At 58.5% G+C, this 16991-nt stretch carries 17 protein-coding genes; 12 read left to right on the forward strand and 5 right to left on the reverse strand.

Going from position 1 to position 16991, the window contains the following annotated elements; translation table 11 throughout:
- Positions 1–7 precede the first annotated feature (7 nt).
- From CQ009_RS28865 to CQ009_RS28875, 3 genes are read left to right on the forward strand one after another with little or no spacing between them, the layout of a single operon-like run.
- Positions 8–991: an iron ABC transporter permease gene (locus CQ009_RS28865; RefSeq protein ID WP_177431023.1), complete on the forward strand. Its 984-nt coding sequence runs from the start codon at positions 8–10 to the stop codon at positions 989–991.
- A complete protein-coding gene (locus CQ009_RS28870) occupies positions 991–1758 on the forward strand; it encodes a heme ABC transporter ATP-binding protein (RefSeq protein ID WP_105709405.1) in 768 nt (255 codons plus the stop codon). Before CQ009_RS28865 ends, CQ009_RS28870 begins: the two co-directional genes overlap by 1 nt.
- A gap of 21 nt (positions 1759–1779) precedes the next feature.
- Positions 1780–2631: a ChaN family lipoprotein gene (locus tag CQ009_RS28875; RefSeq protein ID WP_105709406.1), complete on the forward strand. Its 852-nt coding sequence runs from the start codon at positions 1780–1782 to the stop codon at positions 2629–2631.
- A gap of 231 nt (positions 2632–2862) precedes the next feature.
- Here CQ009_RS28875 and CQ009_RS28880 read toward each other — a convergent pair whose 3' ends face one another.
- The 4 genes from CQ009_RS28880 to CQ009_RS28895 all read right to left on the reverse strand — a co-directional run bounded on the left by CQ009_RS28880 (position 2863) and on the right by CQ009_RS28895 (position 6216).
- Entirely contained in the window at positions 2863–3657 is a 795-nt protein-coding gene (locus CQ009_RS28880; RefSeq protein ID WP_105709407.1) for a Crp/Fnr family transcriptional regulator, read from the reverse strand.
- Between the two features lie 16 nt (positions 3658–3673).
- On the reverse strand, positions 3674–3946 hold the full coding sequence (locus CQ009_RS28885) for a TfoX/Sxy family protein (protein WP_003228231.1): 273 nt from the start codon (positions 3944–3946) through the stop codon (positions 3674–3676).
- A gap of 278 nt (positions 3947–4224) precedes the next feature.
- Positions 4225–4569 carry a pentapeptide repeat-containing protein gene (locus tag CQ009_RS28890; RefSeq protein ID WP_007909940.1) on the reverse strand — a complete coding sequence of 115 codons (345 nt, stop codon included), beginning with the start codon at positions 4567–4569 and terminating at the stop codon, positions 4225–4227.
- Between the two features lie 90 nt (positions 4570–4659).
- Positions 4660–6216, reverse strand: a complete 1557-nt coding sequence (locus CQ009_RS28895) for a bifunctional aminoglycoside phosphotransferase/ATP-binding protein (protein ID WP_064392507.1) — start codon at positions 6214–6216, stop codon at positions 4660–4662.
- 119 nt (positions 6217–6335) lie between these two features.
- Between CQ009_RS28895 and mrcB the strand changes: the two genes are divergently transcribed.
- Genes mrcB through CQ009_RS28910 form a run of 3 tightly spaced genes read left to right on the forward strand, consistent with a single transcriptional unit; the run spans position 6336 to position 9761 of the window.
- Positions 6336–8660 carry a penicillin-binding protein 1B gene (gene mrcB / locus CQ009_RS28900; protein WP_105709408.1) on the forward strand — a complete coding sequence of 775 codons (2325 nt, stop codon included), beginning with the start codon at positions 6336–6338 and terminating at the stop codon, positions 8658–8660.
- A gap of 16 nt (positions 8661–8676) precedes the next feature.
- Positions 8677–9426 (forward strand): tetratricopeptide repeat protein, encoded by a 750-nt coding sequence (locus CQ009_RS28905; RefSeq protein ID WP_105709409.1) that lies wholly within the window; start codon positions 8677–8679, stop codon positions 9424–9426.
- Positions 9426–9761 carry a YqcC family protein gene (locus tag CQ009_RS28910; RefSeq protein ID WP_053123861.1) on the forward strand — a complete coding sequence of 112 codons (336 nt, stop codon included), beginning with the start codon at positions 9426–9428 and terminating at the stop codon, positions 9759–9761. The genes CQ009_RS28905 and CQ009_RS28910 overlap by 1 nt, the downstream gene beginning before the upstream one ends.
- 146 nt (positions 9762–9907) lie before the next feature.
- Here CQ009_RS28910 and CQ009_RS28915 read toward each other — a convergent pair whose 3' ends face one another.
- Entirely contained in the window at positions 9908–10324 is a 417-nt protein-coding gene (locus CQ009_RS28915) for a DUF4124 domain-containing protein (RefSeq protein ID WP_105709410.1), read from the reverse strand.
- A gap of 398 nt (positions 10325–10722) precedes the next feature.
- Here CQ009_RS28915 and CQ009_RS28920 point away from each other — a divergent pair, with 398 nt between their 5' ends.
- From CQ009_RS28920 to msrQ, 6 genes are all read left to right on the forward strand, one after another.
- Positions 10723–12447: an acetolactate synthase 3 large subunit gene (locus CQ009_RS28920; RefSeq protein WP_064392524.1), complete on the forward strand. Its 1725-nt coding sequence runs from the start codon at positions 10723–10725 to the stop codon at positions 12445–12447.
- 2 nt (positions 12448–12449) lie between these two features.
- Positions 12450–12941 (forward strand): acetolactate synthase small subunit, encoded by a 492-nt coding sequence (gene ilvN, locus CQ009_RS28925; protein WP_003176102.1) that lies wholly within the window; start codon positions 12450–12452, stop codon positions 12939–12941.
- Between the two features lie 48 nt (positions 12942–12989).
- Complete coding sequence (gene ilvC / locus CQ009_RS28930) at positions 12990–14006, forward strand: ketol-acid reductoisomerase (protein ID WP_007909969.1); 1017 nt, start codon at positions 12990–12992, stop codon at positions 14004–14006.
- 147 nt (positions 14007–14153) lie between these two features.
- Entirely contained in the window at positions 14154–15011 is an 858-nt protein-coding gene (gene pssA / locus CQ009_RS28935; protein ID WP_016983477.1) for a CDP-diacylglycerol--serine O-phosphatidyltransferase, read from the forward strand.
- 63 nt (positions 15012–15074) lie between these two features.
- Positions 15075–16088, forward strand: a complete 1014-nt coding sequence (gene msrP / locus CQ009_RS28940) for a protein-methionine-sulfoxide reductase catalytic subunit MsrP (RefSeq protein WP_105709411.1) — start codon at positions 15075–15077, stop codon at positions 16086–16088.
- Positions 16088–16711 (forward strand): protein-methionine-sulfoxide reductase heme-binding subunit MsrQ, encoded by a 624-nt coding sequence (gene msrQ / locus CQ009_RS28945; RefSeq protein WP_105709412.1) that lies wholly within the window; start codon positions 16088–16090, stop codon positions 16709–16711. Before msrP ends, msrQ begins: the two co-directional genes overlap by 1 nt.
- The last annotated feature ends 280 nt before the right edge of the window (positions 16712–16991 follow it).

Here is a 16991-nt window from a genome sequence, read left to right on the forward strand (position 1 = left end):
TCTGTGTTTGCTGGCGATCTGGCTGTCATTGGCACTGGGGCCGGTGAGCCTGCCGCTATTCGATACCTTGCGCGCGGCGTTGCGCATGCTCGGCGTGCCGCTGGCGCCGGACGGTCTGGAGCAGGCTGAACTGATTCTGGGGCAGATTCGTCTGCCGCGTACTTTGCTTGGATTGGCGGTCGGCGGCGTGCTGGCCTTGTCCGGCGTGGCGATGCAGGGCTTGTTTCGTAATCCGCTGGCGGATCCGGGGCTGGTTGGGGTTTCCAGTGGCGCGGCGTTGGGCGCGGCGATTGCGATTGTCGGCGGCTCTTTTTTCGGTGGTTTGCCGGAGTGGTTCGGGCCTTATCTGTTGTCGGTGTGCGCGTTTCTTGGCGGGCTTGGCGTCACGGCGCTGGTTTATCGCCTCGGTCGCCGCAACGGTCAGACTAACGTTGCAACCATGCTGCTGGCGGGCATCGCCCTGACCGCGCTGGCCAGTTCGGCGGTCGGCCTGTTCACTTATCTGGCCGACGACGCGACCCTGCGTACGCTGACGTTCTGGAACCTCGGCAGCCTCAATGGCGCCAGTTACTCGCGGCTTTGGCCGTTGCTTATCATCAGCGCCGGTGTTGCGTTATGGTTGCCGCGTCGGGCCAAGGCGCTGAATGCGCTGCTGCTCGGGGAATCCGAGGCAGGGCATTTGGGCATTGATGTCGAGCGGCTCAAACGTGAACTGGTGTTCTGTACGGCGCTGGGTGTTGGCGCAGCGGTGGCAGCGGCGGGCATGATCGGTTTCGTCGGGTTGGTGGTGCCGCACCTGGTGCGTCTGCTCGCAGGGCCGGATCACAAAGTGTTACTGCCGGCGTCGGTGCTGGCGGGCGCGAGCCTGTTGTTGCTGGCCGATCTGGCGGCGCGATTGGCCCTGGCGCCAGCGGAGTTGCCGATCGGTATCGTTACGGCGTTTATCGGCGCGCCGTTCTTTCTCTATCTGCTGCTGCGAGGGCGTGCCTGATGCTGCGTGCGCACAATCTACAGATCCTGCGCGGCCGCAAAACGGTACTCAGCGGATTGACCCTGCAACTTGAACCGGGCGAAGTGCTCGGTGTGTTGGGGCCGAACGGTGCCGGCAAAAGTACATTGCTGGGCGCTCTCTGCGGTGAACTGACCGCCATTGAAGGCGGGGTTTCTCTCGATGGTGAGGCGTTGGCGCGTTGGACGGGCACGCAACGCGCCCAGCGTCTGGCGGTGCTGCCGCAGGTCTCGACTCTGGATTTTGCCTTTCGCGTTGAGGAAGTGGTCGGTATGGGCCGCTTGCCCTATCAAAGCGGCCAGGTGCGCGATGACGAAATTATTGCGGCGGCGCTGGCGGCAGCGGATGCCGGGCATCTGAGCGGGCGCAGTTATCTGGCGTTGTCCGGCGGTGAACGTCAGCGTGTGCATCTGGCGCGAGTGCTGGCACAACTCTGGCCGGGGCAGGCGGGGCAGACATTGTTGCTCGATGAGCCAACGTCAATGCTCGATCCGCTGCATCAGCACACCACCTTGCAAGCGGTGCGTGAGTTTGCCGACCGTGGCGCAGCGGTATTGGTGATCCTGCATGATCTGAATCTGGCGGCGCGCTATTGTGATCGCATTCTGCTGCTTGAAGGCGGGCGTCCGGTGGCTCTGGATACGCCGGAGCAAGTGCTGCGGCCGGATACGCTGAAAGCTGTGTTCGGTCTTGAAGTCTTGGTGCAACCGCACCCGGAGCGTGGGCATCCGCTGATCATCGCCCGCTGATCCTGTCATCGAGGTGATTGCATGCGTGGCTTGTGGCTATTAGCAGTGGTGTGGCTCGCGGGGTGTCAGCATGTGGTTGCGCCACCGCCGATCAGTGGCGAGATTCGCGATTTGCGCAATGGCGAGGTGCTGACGGCGCAGCAACTGGTCAATCGGCTTGCTGCGCCTGAGCAAGTGATCATCGGTGAGCAGCATGACAATGCCGATCATCACGCCGCGCAGCTGTGGTTGTTGCAGTCCCTCGGTGAGCGACGGCCGCAAGGGAGTCTATTACTGGAAATGCTCACGCCGGATCAGCAGCCCAAAGTCGATGCCCTGCGCCAGCCTGCTTCGCCACCCGCCGATCTTCCTGTTGCATTGGCCTGGCAGGATGGCTGGGACTGGAATCTTTATGGCCCGATTGTGCGCTTCGCCCTCGCGCAGCCTTATCCCCTGCTGGCGGCTAATCTCGAAACCAGCGAAATCCGCGCTTTCTATCGCAATGCTTCAGCTGTGAGCGGTGCGCGCACTAATGCGGCGTCGGTGAAAAAAACGCTGCTGGAACAGATCAGTGATTCCCACTGTGGCTTGCTGCCAGAATCACAGATGCCGGCGATGCTCGCCGTTCAGCAACAACGTGATCGGCGTATGGCCGAGCGCCTGTTGGCTGCAGCGAAACCTTCTTTGTTACTGGCCGGGGCGTGGCATGCGCGCAAGGACGTCGGTGTGCCGTTGCATATTGTGGATTTGGGCGACACTGAAGCACCCGCGGTTTTGATATTGGCAGAGCAGGGCGGCGAGGTAACAGCCGCGATGGCCGATTACGTTTGGTACACAGCCGCCACGCCAAAGCAGGATTATTGCGAACAGATGCGCAAACAATTCGGCAAATGACTTTTCCACAGGCAAAAAAAGACCCGGTAAAAACCGGGTCAAATAACCGTGATTAGCCTGATGAGGAGATAATCTGAGAGTCCGAACCAAGGGCTTTTCAGAATATCGACTGATCTCGCGACCAGTTGTGATAATCATAGCGATTCTCATTACGGAGTCAACAACTGATTCTGCATTTATTTGATTTAGTCGATGAAATGGCCGGAACACCCCGAAAACAAAGGCTTCGCGCTAACCTTCGGTTCTCGTCAATTGAGTGAGCTGGGTGTTCAGTTGGCCAATGCGCCGCGCCATGCTCTCGATCAAGCTATGCGCGATCTTCGGATTGGATCGAGTCATGCTTAAAAACTGGTCGCCGGGAATCAGCATCACGGTGCTCGGATCGCGAGTGATCACCGTGGCATTGCGCGGTTCGCCAGTGAACACTGCCATGGCGCCAAAAATTTCGTCCTTGGGCACATCGCCCACCTTTTGCCCATCGACGAATGCCTCGGCATGTCCGTCGATGATCACAAAGACGTGATCGGCGACGTCGCCCTGATGGATCAGGACTTCACCTGCCTCGACCCGTTTGAAGCCGTTGGTGCTGCGAAACTCTCGCGGCTTCAACTCTGCCACTGCGTGAGCGAGGATTGCCATTTGCCCCAGCAGGTATGCGAGAAATTGATCTGCTCGGGAAGCATCGGCATACAGATGCTGGAAAAGCGCGTGGCGATTATAGGGTTGCAAGCGCAATGGCCCGTCACTGCAAAAGCGGCAGTCGCCCCACTCTTCACCTTGCTGAAGGCCGATCAAATCACCTTCCTGCCAGTAAAACAGTGGGCGCGCGCCGATGCAGCCGTTGATCACGCCTTCGCTGAGCAGAAAAAGCTGATCATCTGGCAACTGCGCGAGCAAATCATCCGTTGCCTGCAGTTCGACAATCGCTCCACAGGGGGCCAGGCCTTCGAGCCACTGCCCAGGCAAACTCTGCAAGCGATTGATCAGTGCGTCGGCGTGTGCCGATTGGTCCCCCAGTAAATACATGGCGGTCAGCGCCCGTTCAGTTCTTGTGACGCGAGGAAATGGCCTCGAGCTGCTTGTTCAGGGCGTCCTTGCGCTCGGCGGGAATGTCGTTCCAGTGCACATCCATCAGCGCGCCTTCGATCGCATACAACAACACCTTCGATGCGCGAAACCCGCGGGTACGCACGGCCCGGTAGGCGTCCACCGCGCCCAGGCGACGCAAGTCCGAGGCGCTGTGGATGCCCACGGCATGCAGCCATTGCGCCGACGTCTTGCCAAGATTCTTCAGGTGTTGCAGTTCATCATTCATCAAGCCTCCTTGCGACGGCCGAATGGTGCGTGGGCGAGCTTCTCAGGAGTGTAGCCATCAGTAGGAAAAGCGTGGTTCTTTGGTCGGATTCGACGCAAATGCTTCTAAGAAAAGAAGTTTGAAAGGCCTGCGAGCGCAGAAAGGAGGGAGAAAACACACATATCAATGTAGGAGTGAGCCTGCTCGCGATAGCGGACTGGCAGTGCACGCATGTGTTGAATGTTAAACCGCTATCGCGAGCAGGCTCACTCCTACAGGGAAGGCGCTGGATGGTTATTTCAGCGAGTGCGATAACGCAAACGCGTACCGAAATTCATCGACATCAGAATCTCGTCGGCGCTCAGCTCAGGGGGAAAGTACGCCCCGGAAATCTGCGCGTGGGCCAGGCTCGCACCTTCCAGCGATGCATTACGGAAATCGATGCCACGCAAATCGGCGGAACGGAAGTACGCGTCCCGGAAATCCACGCCATCGGCGTTCAGTTCACGCAGATCAAGACCACGGAAGTCGCCGCCGACCATGTCGATCGGGCCGTCTTGCGGTCGTTCCTTGTTGAAACCTGTGATGTCGTCTTTGTGCAGCAAGGCGTATAGCGGGGTGTCGAGAAGTTTCGGCTGGCTCATGTCATATCACCGTTGGTTTTATGACGCCAGTATAGTGCCACTATTTGACGGCCGTGAAGCAAGCGAGGGCTTCACGACCGAAATAGTTTCTTACAAGCCTGGCAGGCGCTGACGGATCTGCGCGACCACGGTGTCCAGCGTGCCGGATTCATTGGTCTGCACGCGTTTGCTGCGCAGGATTTCTTCTGGTGTCAGCGCTTCGCGGTTGGCTTGCTGTGCTTCGATCACCGCGAGGGTGGCGTCGGACGGATCCTTCTGGTCGGCCTGACGAATCGCCAGCCAGCTCTCGATGACCGCTTGCGGCGCGTTGCAGTCGAGGATCAGGAACGGCGTACCGGTGGCTTCAGCGATTTTCGCCGCGTTGTCGCGCTGCTCACGCTTCAAGTAAGTGGCGTCAATCACTACCGGGAAACCGGCGTGCAGGATCACTTCAGCGATTTCATGCAAGCGTGCGTAGGTCGCGGCGCTGGCGTCAGCGCTGTAAATGCCGGCCTGTACATTGTTGTCGACGGTTTGCTCACCGAACAAACGCTTGCGTTCAACATCGGAGCGCAGGCGAATCGCGCCCAGCGCTTCGACCAGACGCATGGCTACATGGCTCTTGCCGACAGCGGATACGCCGTGGGTGATTGCCATGAAGCGCGAAGGAATGGTGCTGTAGCTTTCGGCCAGGTTGGCGTAGTTGCGGTACTGGCGCAGAGTGGTGGCGCGCTGCACCGGGGTCGCGTCCGCCGGCATGCTGAACAGGGCAACCTTGGCGCGAACCAGGGCACGGTAGGCTTTATAAAAGTTCAGCACTTCCAGACCTTGATAGTCGCCGGTCAGCTCCAGGTACTGGCTGATGAAACGGCGGGCCAGGGATTTCAGGCCGCGGTCTTCCAGGTCCATCGCGAGGAAACCGGTGTCGGCCCAAACGTCGGTGAAGCGGAACGGTTCGTTGAACTCGATGCAGTCGAAGATCACTACTTTGCCGTCGATGACCGTGGCGTTACCCAAGTGGATATCGCCGTGGCATTCACGTGTGAAACCTTCGGTCTTGCGCTGAGCGAACAACGGCTTGAGACGTTCGAAGCTGCTTTCGGCCCAGGCTTTCAAAGCCTCGAGTTGCAGCAGATCGTTCTTGTCGCTGAGGAACGGCAGGATCTGCTCGAAGTTTTGCGACACCGGCGCCATCACGCTGTCCGGGGTGCCTGCGTCGTGCTCAGCCGGGACTTTCGGCGCACTCAGGTGGAAACGCGCGATCTGCTCGGCCATCTCATCGATGTGCTGGGTGGTCAGCTCGCCGTTGGCTTGCAGGGTGCTGAGCATGCCGGTCTGCGGGAATTGGCGCATTTTCAGCACATATTCGATGGCCGGGCCGTCGCCGCCCAGTTGCGGTGCTTCGACGCTACCGGTCACTGGCAACACTTCCAGATACAAATCGTCGGTCAGGCGCTGGTTCAAGCGCAGCTCTTCAGCGCAGAAATGTGCGCGTGAATCGAGGCCGGTGAAGTCGAGGAAGCCGAAATTGACCGGCTTCTTCACTTTATAAGCAAAGGGACCGGTGAGGATCACCCAAGAGATATGGGTTTCGATGACCTGGAACCCTTCGACGGGGTGCGGGTAGAGGGCCGGGTTTTGCAGGGCAGCGATCAGTGACTGGCTCACGGGCGATCCTTCAGAGACTGGGGGGAAATTCGATGCGGCCATTATGGCCGCTCGCCAGCCTGACGCAAACCTCGGAGCGCTCCTGTTGAGGATGAATAAAGTGCGTATAATCCGCCGCCATGACTCGAACCCGATCTCCCCGTACCAAGAAAAAACCACCCTCCAAGGGCCTGAACCCGTGGTTGAGCTGGGCCATTAAACTCAGTCTGGTCGGCCTTGTGGTGCTGGCTGGCTTCGCCGTTTACCTCGATGCCGTGGTTCAGGAGAAGTTCTCCGGCAAGCGCTGGACCATCCCGGCCAAGGTGTACGCGCGCCCGCTCGAGCTGTTCGTCGGACAAAAGCTCAGCAAGGACGATTTCCTGACCGAACTCGATGCCCTCGGCTATCGCCGCGAAGCCGTGAGCAACGGCCCCGGTGCCGCAGCGGTCAATGGCAATACAGTCGATCTGAACACCCGTGGCTTCCAGTTCTATGAAGGCCTGGAAAAACCGCAGCCAGTGCGCGTGCGTTTCTCCGGCGACTATGTCGCTGAACTGTCGGCAACCAACGGTTCGAAACTCTCCGTGGTGCGCCTTGAACCGCTGATGATCGGCGGCATTTATCCGAAAAATCTTGAAGACCGCATTCTGATCAAGCTCGATCAGGTGCCGCCCTATCTGCTCGAAACCCTGGTCGCTGTCGAAGACCGCGATTACTACAGCCACTGGGGCGTGTCGCCGAAGTCGATTGCCCGTGCTATCTGGGTCAACACCTCTGGCGGCAAGATGACCCAGGGCGGCAGTACGCTGACCCAGCAGTTGGTAAAAAATTTCTACCTGACCAGCGAACGCAGCCTGACCCGCAAGCTCACCGAAGCAATGATGGCGATGCTGCTGGAGCTGCATTACGACAAGAAGGAAATCCTTGAGGCCTACCTCAACGAAGTCTTCGTCGGGCAGGATGGTCAGCGTGCGGTGCACGGTTTCGGTCTGGCCAGCCAGTTCTTCTTCGGTCAGCCACTGTCCGAGTTGAAGCTGCATCAGGTTGCATTGCTGGTCGGCATGGTCAAAGGCCCGTCCTACTACAACCCGCGTCGTAATCCTGAGCGTGCGCTGGAACGACGTAACCTGGTGCTCGACGTGCTTGAGCAGCAGGGCGTGGCGACTGCAGAGCAGGTCGAAGCGGCGAAGAAAATGCCGCTGGGCGTGACCACCCGCGGCAAGTTGGCCGACAGCTCGTTCCCGGGCTTCATCGATCTGGTCAAGCGTCAGCTGCGTGAAGACTATCGCGACGAAGACTTGACCGAGGAAGGCCTGCGCATCTTCACCAGTTTCGACCCGATCCTGCAGATGAAAGCCGAGGCTTCGGTCAACGACACCTTTAAACGTCTGGCCGGGCGCAAGGGCTCCGACGATGTCGAAGCGGCGATGGTCGTGACCAACCCGGAAACCGGCGAAGTCCAGGCGATGATCGGCAGCCGTCAAGCCAGTTATGCCGGGTTCAACCGCGCACTGGATGCGGTGCGGCCCATCGGTTCGTTGATCAAGCCGGCGGTTTATCTGACTGCGCTGGAAAAGCCGAGCCAGTACACCCTGACCAGTTGGCTGTCGGATGATCCGTTGTCGGTCAAAGGTGCGAACGGTCAGGTGTGGAAGCCGCAGAACTATGATCGCCGATCCCACGGCACCGTGTTCCTCTATCAGGGCCTTGCGCATTCCTACAACCTCTCGACTTCGCGCCTGGGTCTGGAAGTGGGCGTGCCGAACGTGCTCAAGACCTTGGGTCGCCTTGGTGTGACACGCGAATTTCCTGCGTTCCCGTCGATGTTGCTCGGTGCTGGCGGCATGACCCCGATCGAAGTCGCGACCATGTATCAGACCCTCGCCAATGGTGGTTTCAACACGCCGATGCGCGGGATTCGCAGCGTACTGACCGCCGAGGGCGAACCGCTCAAGCGTTATCCGTTCCAGATCGAACAGCGTTTCGATCCGGCGTCCATTTATCTGATCCAGAACGCCATGCAGCGAGTGATGCGTGAAGGTACCGGCAGCTCCGTTTATAACGTGCTGCCCAAGACCCTGACGCTGGCGGGCAAGACCGGTACCAGTAACGATTCCCGCGACAGCTGGTTCGCCGGCTTCAGTCAGGATGTGCTGGCGGTGGTCTGGCTGGGGCGCGACGATAATGGCAAGACACCGTTCACCGGTGCGACCGGTGCGCTGCAGGTGTGGACCAGTTTCATGCGCAAGGCCGATCCGCTGCCGCTGGACATGCCGCAGCCGGACAACGTCGTGCAGGCGTGGGTCGATTCGCGTACCGGGCAGGGCTCCGATGCCAACTGCCCGGGGGCGGTGCAGATGCCGTATATTCGCGGCAGCGAACCGCCACCCGGCGCCGCGTGTGCGAGCGAAACGCCTGCATCCGGCGAGTCGGTGATGGATTGGGTCAAGGGCTGGATGAATTAAGCAAAGAGGGTTTCAAGTGAACAAGTGGTTGATTCCAGCGGTGACTGCCGTGGCTTTGCTCAGCGGCTGCTCTTCCGTACAGCGTGGTTCGATCCCGGTGGTTGATTCCGGTACTGCGGTGTCCAACAGCGAGCGTATGTCGGCCAATGGCGGTTTCCGTCAGACGACGGTCAAGCGTCCTGTGCAGGGCCAGGCTCAGGCTATTCCCCAAGGCGATACTGGTGTGGTGGTGATGGTGCCGGGCGGCGGCGCTGCCGTGTCGACACCGATCAGCTCTTCGCCAATCGTGCCGGGCCCCGCGTCCGGTGGTATCACGTCGGGGCCTTACACGCCTTCGCCGGTTGAGTCGGCGCCGGTCAATTCCGGCAGCTATAGCATGCCTTCGACGCCGAGCGGTATTCCATCCGCCAGCAGCGGCGGTGGCTTGTCGGCGGACGAGCAGTTGGACGGTCCGGTACTCGCCTTGCTGACCACCGCTCAGCAGCAACAGGCCGGAGGCGATCTCAATGGAGCGTCTTCCAGCCTGGAGCGTGCACAGCGTGTCGCTCCGCGTGAGCCGCAAGTGCTTTATCGTCTGGCGCAGGTGCGCATGGCTCAAGGTGACGCGCCGCAAGCCGAGCAATTCGCTCGCCGTGCGCTGACCATGGCCAGCGGTCGCCCGGACCTGCAGGCCAATCTGTGGGAAGTCATCGCCCAAGCCCGCGAGAAGCAAGGCGATTCCGCCGGCGCCACTTTGGCCCGACAGAAGGCCAAGGTCTCGCTGTGATGGATGCTCGTTTCCCGAAAATCGCCGACCAGTTGCTACTGATCGAGCGAGAACTGCGCACTCAAGGCTGGTGGGACGAAGTTCAGCCGTCGGCGGAAGCGCTGAGCAGTGTCGAGCCGTTTTCGGTCGACACGCTGGACTTCGAACAGTGGCTGCAATGGATCTTCCTGCCGCGCATGAAGATGATTCTTGAGCAGGATCTGCCGTTGCCGAATGCCTCAGGCATTCAGGAAATGGCCGAAATGGTCTTCGCCCAGCGCAACCTGGGTGGCAAGGATCGTCAGTTGCAGGTGCTGCTCAAAGAGTTTGACCTGCTGATCACTGCCTCGCGCTAAACCGATCCTTTCCGGGCTGGCACCGCCTCAATCCTTTTTACGGCGGACACCGGATAACTGTAGGAGCTGCCGTAGGCTGCGATCTTTTGATCCTGTTTTTAAAGCAAGATCAACAGATCGCAGCCTGCGGCAGCTCCTACAGGTGTCTACTCGCAATTCTGTGCGATTTGTTTCTGCGCTTCCACGATGCGCTCCTGCCGCTGCGCATCGTCCAGCCGGCGCAACTGTCCCTCCACTTCCTCCCTTAACCGCGGGTTGTTCTGCAATTGCGCCAGGTTCGTGCGTGCCTGCTCGCAAAACTGCTTGAGCTGCATCTGCTGATCGGCGATCTGTTTCTTGACCTTGTCGTCGATAGCCTTTTGATCGCCGAGTGCCCCACTGCCCGGCATTGCCGCCGGTTTCGGTGGAGGCGAAGAGGGCGTCTGCAAGGTCGTCGACGGCTGACCCGGTGGCGGCTGCGCATCAAAATGGGTCACCCCTTGAGCGTCGACCCATTTGTAGATTTGAGCGGCCATACACCACGGGCTGAGGCCGATCAGCAGAGTAAGGAGGAGCGTTCGCATGCTGAATCCTTGGCAAAAGTGCGCAATTGACACTAACAGAGTAGCGGTTTTCAGGTTTTTTCTTGCGTTCTCATGTGCTTACCCACAATTAACCACACAGACGACTTGACTTGGAGAGGGCGAAACAGAAGAATCCAAAGTCCGCTGTAGAGGGACTGCCAGAAGCAGACCCACTCGGTAGATCATGAGGCGCACATCCGCGCCGACCTGTTACACCCGCAACGCGTTACCTCGCGCTGGGTGGGAAAGGCCCGCAACACTGGGACGATCCCAATACTTGCTCAGTCAGTGCTGACGTAGTCGGCGACCACCGTCGCTCATGCTCTGCCGAGAAGTAAACCTATTAAGACCCGCCCCTTTTTTGTGGACGGTATTCTGGCGTTTTAGAGGTGAACAACGTGGAGCTTTTATCTGGCGGTGAGATGCTTGTCCGCTTTTTGCGTGACGAAGGCGTCAAATATATCTACGGGTACCCGGGTGGTGCTCTCCTGCATGTTTACGATGCCCTGTTCAAAGAACCGGAAGTGAATCACATCCTGGTTCGTCACGAACAAGCGGCGACCCATATGGCTGACGGCTACGCCCGTGCCACCGGTAAAGCCGGCGTGGTATTGGTGACGTCCGGTCCAGGCGCCACAAACGCCATCACCGGTATCGCCACGGCCTATATGGATTCGATTCCAATGGTGATCATTTCCGGTCAGGTGCCAAGCACCATGGTCGGCACCGACGCGTTCCAGGAAACCGACATGATCGGTATCTCCCGGCCGATCGTGAAGCACAGCTTCATGATCAAGCACGCTTCGGAAATCCCGGAAGTCATGAAGAAGGCCTTCTACCTGGCGCAATCCGGTCGTCCGGGCCCGGTCGTGGTCGACATCCCGAAAGACATGACCAACCCGGCTGAGAAGTTCGAATACGTCTTCCCGAAAAAAGCCAAGCTGCGCTCCTACAGCCCGGCCGTTCGCGGTCACTCCGGGCAAATCCGCAAGGCGGCAGAAATGCTCCTGGCGGCCAAACGCCCAGTGCTCTATTCGGGTGGCGGCGTCATCCTCGGCAACGGTTCCGCACCGCTGACCGAACTGGCAAAAATGCTCAACCTGCCCGTGACCAACACCTTGATGGGCCTGGGTGGTTTCCCAGGCACTGATCGTCAGTTCATCGGCATGCTCGGCATGCACGGCAGTTACACCGCCAACCTGGCGATGCATCACGCTGACGTGATCCTGGCGGTCGGCGCGCGTTTCGACGATCGCGTGATCAACGGCCCGGCGAAGTTCTGCCCGAATGCCAAGATCATCCATATCGACATCGATCCGGCTTCGATTTCCAAGACCATCAAGGCCGACGTGCCAATCGTGGGTCCGGTCGAGAGCGTCCTGACCGAAATGGTCGCGATCCTCAAGGAAATCGGCGAGACCCCGAACAAGGAGTCCGTGGCCAGTTGGTGGAAGCAGGTTGATGAATGGCGTGGTGATCGCGGCCTGTTCCCTTACGAAAAGGGCGACGGCAGCCTGATCAAGCCGCAAACCGTGATCGAAACCCTCTGCGAAGTGACCAAGGGCGATGCCTTTATCACCTCCGACGTGGGCCAGCACCAGATGTTCGCGGCGCAGTACTACACGTTCAACAAGCCGAATCGCTGGATCAACTCCGGCGGTCTGGGCACCATGGGCTTCGGTTTCCCGGCGGCCATGGGCATCAAGTTGAGCTTCCCGGATGACGACGTTGCCTGCGTGACCGGCGAAGGCAGCATCCAGATGAACATCCAGGAACTGTCGACCTGCCTGCAATATGGCTTGCCGGTGAAAATCGTCATCCTGAACAACGGTGTTCTGGGGATGGTTCGTCAGTGGCAAGACATGAGCTACGGCAGCCGTCACTCGCACTCCTACATGGAATCGCTGCCTGACTTCGTCAAGCTGGCTGAAGCCTACGGCCACGTCGGCGTACGCATCACCGAATCGAAAGATTTGAAGTCGAAGATGGCAGAAGCGTTCGCCATGAAGGATCGCCTGGTGATCATCGACGTTTCGGTCGACACCAGCGAGCACGTCTATCCGATGCAGATCAAAGACGGCTCGATGCGCGATATGTGGCTGAGCAAGACGGAGCGTACTTAATCATGCGGCACATTATTTCCTTGCTTCTGGAAAACGAACCCGGCGCTTTGTCTCGCGTAGTCGGCCTGTTCTCGCAGCGCAACTACAACATCGAAAGCCTGACCGTGGCCCCGACCGAAGACCCGACCCTGTCGCGTCTGACGCTGACCACCGTGGGCCACGATGAAGTCATCGAGCAGATCACCAAAAACCTGAACAAGCTGATCGAAGTGGTCAAGCTGGTGGACCTGTCGGAAAGTGCTCACATCGAGCGCGAACTGATGTTGGTCAAGGTCAAGGCCACTGGCGCCCAGCGCGCCGAGATCAAACGCACCACCGATATTTACCGTGGACAGATCGTCGACGTCAGTGCCAGCGTGTATACCGTTCAATTGACCGGTACCAGCGACAAGCTCGACAGCTTCATTCAGTCCATCGGCACCGCATCGATTCTGGAAACCGTCCGTAGCGGCGTGACCGGCATTGCCCGCGGCGACAAAGTACTCAGCATCTAAACCAAATTAGCGAATGGCCTGAACGGCCTGGATATATAGGGGAAATTCATGAAAGTTTTCTACGATAAAGACTGCGACCTGTCGATCATCCAGGGCAAGAAAGTTGCCATCATCGGTTACGGTTCCCAGGGCCACGCCCAAGCGTGCAACCTGAAAGATTCCGGTGTCGACGTTACCGTTGGTCTGCGTAAAGGTTCGGCCACTGTTGCCAAAGCTGAAGCTCACGGCCTGAAAGTGACCGACGTTGCTTCCGCTGTTGCGGCTGCCGACCTGGTCATGATCCTGACCCCGGACGAGTTCCAGTCCTCGCTGTACAAGAACGAAATCGAGCCGAACATCAAGAAAGGCGCCACCCTGGCCTTCTCCCACGGCTTCGCGATCCACTACAACCAGGTTGTTCCGCGTGCCGACCTCGACGTGATCATGATCGCGCCGAAAGCTCCGGGCCACACCGTGCGTTCCGAGTTCGTGAAGGGCGGTGGTATCCCTGACCTGATCGCGATCTACCAGGACGCCTCGGGCAACGCCAAAAACGTTGCACTGTCCTACGCTGCTGGCGTTGGTGGCGGTCGTACCGGCATCATCGAAACCACCTTCAAGGACGAGACCGAAACCGACCTGTTCGGCGAACAAGCCGTTCTGTGCGGCGGTACCGTTGAACTGGTCAAAGCCGGTTTCGAAACCCTGGTTGAAGCTGGCTACGCGCCGGAAATGGCCTACTTCGAATGCCTGCACGAACTGAAACTGATCGTTGACCTCATGTACGAAGGCGGTATCGCCAACATGAACTATTCGATCTCCAACAACGCCGAATACGGCGAGTACGTGACTGGCCCGGAAGTGATCAACGCCGAGTCCCGTCAGGCCATGCGCAACGCTCTGAAACGTATTCAGGACGGCGAATACGCCAAAATGTTCATCAGCGAAGGCGCAACCGGCTACCCTTCGATGACCGCCAAGCGTCGTAACAACGCCGCTCACGGCATCGAAGTCATCGGTGAGCAACTGCGCTCCATGATGCCGTGGATCGGTGCCAACAAGATCGTCGACAAAGCCAAAAACTAAGTCGTCATTCTTGTACGGAAAACGCGGCCTCGGCCGCGTTTTTTCGTTTGAGCCGGTGGTTCTGGTATAAAGCTGCAGCGTTTGTGGCCGAACTGTCGTCCTCAAGCACCTGTCGAAATTTCTCCAAACCGTTGCAAGGTAATGTCCATGAGCGAACGTCCCGAAGAGCCGAACAAGGCTTCTGACGCCGAAAGCCTGCTGCCCATCGATGAACACATCGAAGAAGGGCACGACGCAGAAGGTCGTAAAGTCCGGCATCGTGGTATCTATCTGCTGCCGAATCTGTTCACCACTGCGAACCTGTTCGCAGGGTTTTACTCCATCATCAACTCGATGAGCGCCCAGGCTGCTCTAAGCGCTGGCGACTCGGCCAATGCGAGCAAGTATTTCGCGTTCGCCGCGATCGCGATCTTCGTCGCCATGGTGCTCGACGGTCTCGACGGTCGCGTGGCGCGCATGACCAACACGCAAAGTGCCTTCGGCGCCGAGTACGACTCGCTGTCGGACATGGTCGCGTTCGGTGTTGCCCCAGCGCTGCTGGCGTTCGGCTGGGCGTTGGGCGACATGGGCAAGGTTGGCTGGATGGTCGCCTTCATCTATGTAGCGGGCGCGGCGTTGCGTCTGGCGCGCTTCAATACTCAGGTGGGGACGGCTGACAAGCGCTATTTCATCGGTCTGGCCAGTCCGGCAGCAGCCGGTGTGGTTGCGGGTATTGTCTGGGCGTTCAGCGATTACGGCATTCAGGGTTCGAAGATGTCATTCCTGGTCGCACTGATGGTTGCGGCGGCCGGCATGCTGATGGTCAGCAACATCAAGTACAACAGCTTCAAGGAGCTGGACCTGAAGGGGCGCGTGCCGTTTGTGGCGATTCTTGCGGTGGTGTTGGTGTTCGCTGTGGTGTTCAGCGATCCGCCGCGCATTCTGCTGCTGGTGTTCCTCGCTTACGCGGCTTCTGGCCCGGTGCAGTACCTGTTGCATCTTCGTCGGCACAAAAAAGCCGAGTGATGTAATTTCCCGCATACTCCGCAGTCTATGGGTGCATCAGTCCTCCAAAGCTGCGGAGTTGCCATGTTGATCAAAGTCCCCAAAGCGTCCGACTGCCATGAGTCGGATGTCACGCCTGAAGCCATTTATCTCTCTCGCCGCCAATTATTGGGGGCCACTGCTGCCGGTATCGCCGTCAGTAGCCTGCCGCGCTGGGCCAGTGCCGACGATGCCGCTCGGTACGCCGATGTCGAGCCGGGCAAGGCACCTGCCTGGTTTAACGACAAGCTGTCCTCTACTAAATGGGGGGCGGTCAACGTCAAGGATGAGGCTATCACGCCTTATAAAGACGCCACCCATTACAACAACTTCTATGAGTTCGGAACCGACAAGGGTGATCCGGCGGCGAATGCTGGCTCGCTGAAAACCGAACCATGGAGCGTAGTGATCGACGGGGAGGTGGGTAAGCCGGGGCGTTATGCGCTGGAAGATTTCATGAAACCGTACCAGTTGGAGGAGCGTATCTATCGCCTGCGTTGTGTCGAGGCGTGGTCGATGGTTATTCCCTGGATCGGCTTTCCGATTTCGGCGTTGCTAAAGCAGGTCGAGCCAACGTCCAATGCAAAATACATCCGGTTTGAAACCTTGCAGGATCCCAAGAGCATGCCTGGCCAGCGTTCTGGCTTTGCCTTGATCGATTGGCCTTATGTAGAAGGTCTGCGACTGGATGAGGCGATGAATCCCTTGGCGATTCTGGCGGTAGGCATGTATGGCCGCGAGCTGCCGAATCAGAATGGCGCGCCGCTGCGCTTGGTCGTGCCGTGGAAGTATGGCTTCAAGAGCGTCAAATCCATTGTGCGTATCAGTCTGGTCAGCGAGCAGCCGAAGACAACCTGGCAAAGCATCGCGGCAGATGAATACGGCTTCTATGCGAATGTGAACCCGACGGTTGATCACCCACGCTGGACGCAGGCGCGCGAGCGGCGTCTGCCGAACAGTCTGTTCAAGCCAAATGTGCGTGATACGCAAATGTTCAACGGCTATTCGGATGAGGTCGCTTCTTTATATACAGGGCTCGATCTGCGGAAGAACTACTGATGCGCTTTCCGTTCTGGCGTATAGGCGTTTTCATTGCGGCGGCTGTCTGGCCGATGCTGTGGTTGTATCAGGCGCTTGAAGATTTGCTTGGACCGGATCCCGGCAAGGTGTTGGTGGATCGACTGGGGTTGGGGACGCTGGTACTGCTGTTGATCACCCTGAGCATGACGCCTCTGCAAAAACTTACCGGGTGGGCCGGGTGGATTGCTGTGCGCCGGCAATTGGGGCTTTGGTGTTTTGCCTACGTGGTTCTGCATCTGTGCAGCTATATGGCATTTATTCTGGGTTTCGACTGGTCGCAACTGGCGGTCGAGTTGCGCAAGCGGCCGTACATAATAGTAGGGGCGTTGGGGTTTCTCGGATTGCTGGCGTTGGCGGTCACGTCCAATCGCTACAGTCAACGTCGTTTGGGTTCGCGCTGGAAGAAGTTGCATCGGCTGGTGTACGTGATTTTGGGCCTGGGTTTGCTGCATATGTTGTGGATCGTGCGCGCCGATCTTGAGGAGTGGGCAATCTATGCCTTTATAGGTGCGGTGCTTCTGGTGCTGCGTATTCCCCCAGTCATGCGTCGGATCCCGCGTTTACCGACTAAAAAGCAGGTTTTGCAAGAAAAGCGAAATTAACGGTTGACGGCAGATCCCAGACGTCTATAATTCGCCCCACTTCCGGCGCAGTCGAAACGGAAAACTCCTTGAGATTCAATGAGTTATGTAGGTTTCGGCAGCAGGTTGCTTCAGTTCATCGAAGCCAAAAGGAAGTTGAAAAAGAGGTGTTGACAGCAGCGTGTAACGCTGTAGAATTCGCCTCCCGCTGCAGAGAGATCTGAAGCGCAAGTGGTTGAAGTTGTTGAAGAATTCTTCGAAAGCTTCTGAAAATAATCACTTGACAGCAAATGAGGCTGCT

Source organism: Pseudomonas sp. MYb2, assembly GCF_002979955.1.
GTDB lineage: Bacteria > Pseudomonadota > Gammaproteobacteria > Pseudomonadales > Pseudomonadaceae > Aquipseudomonas.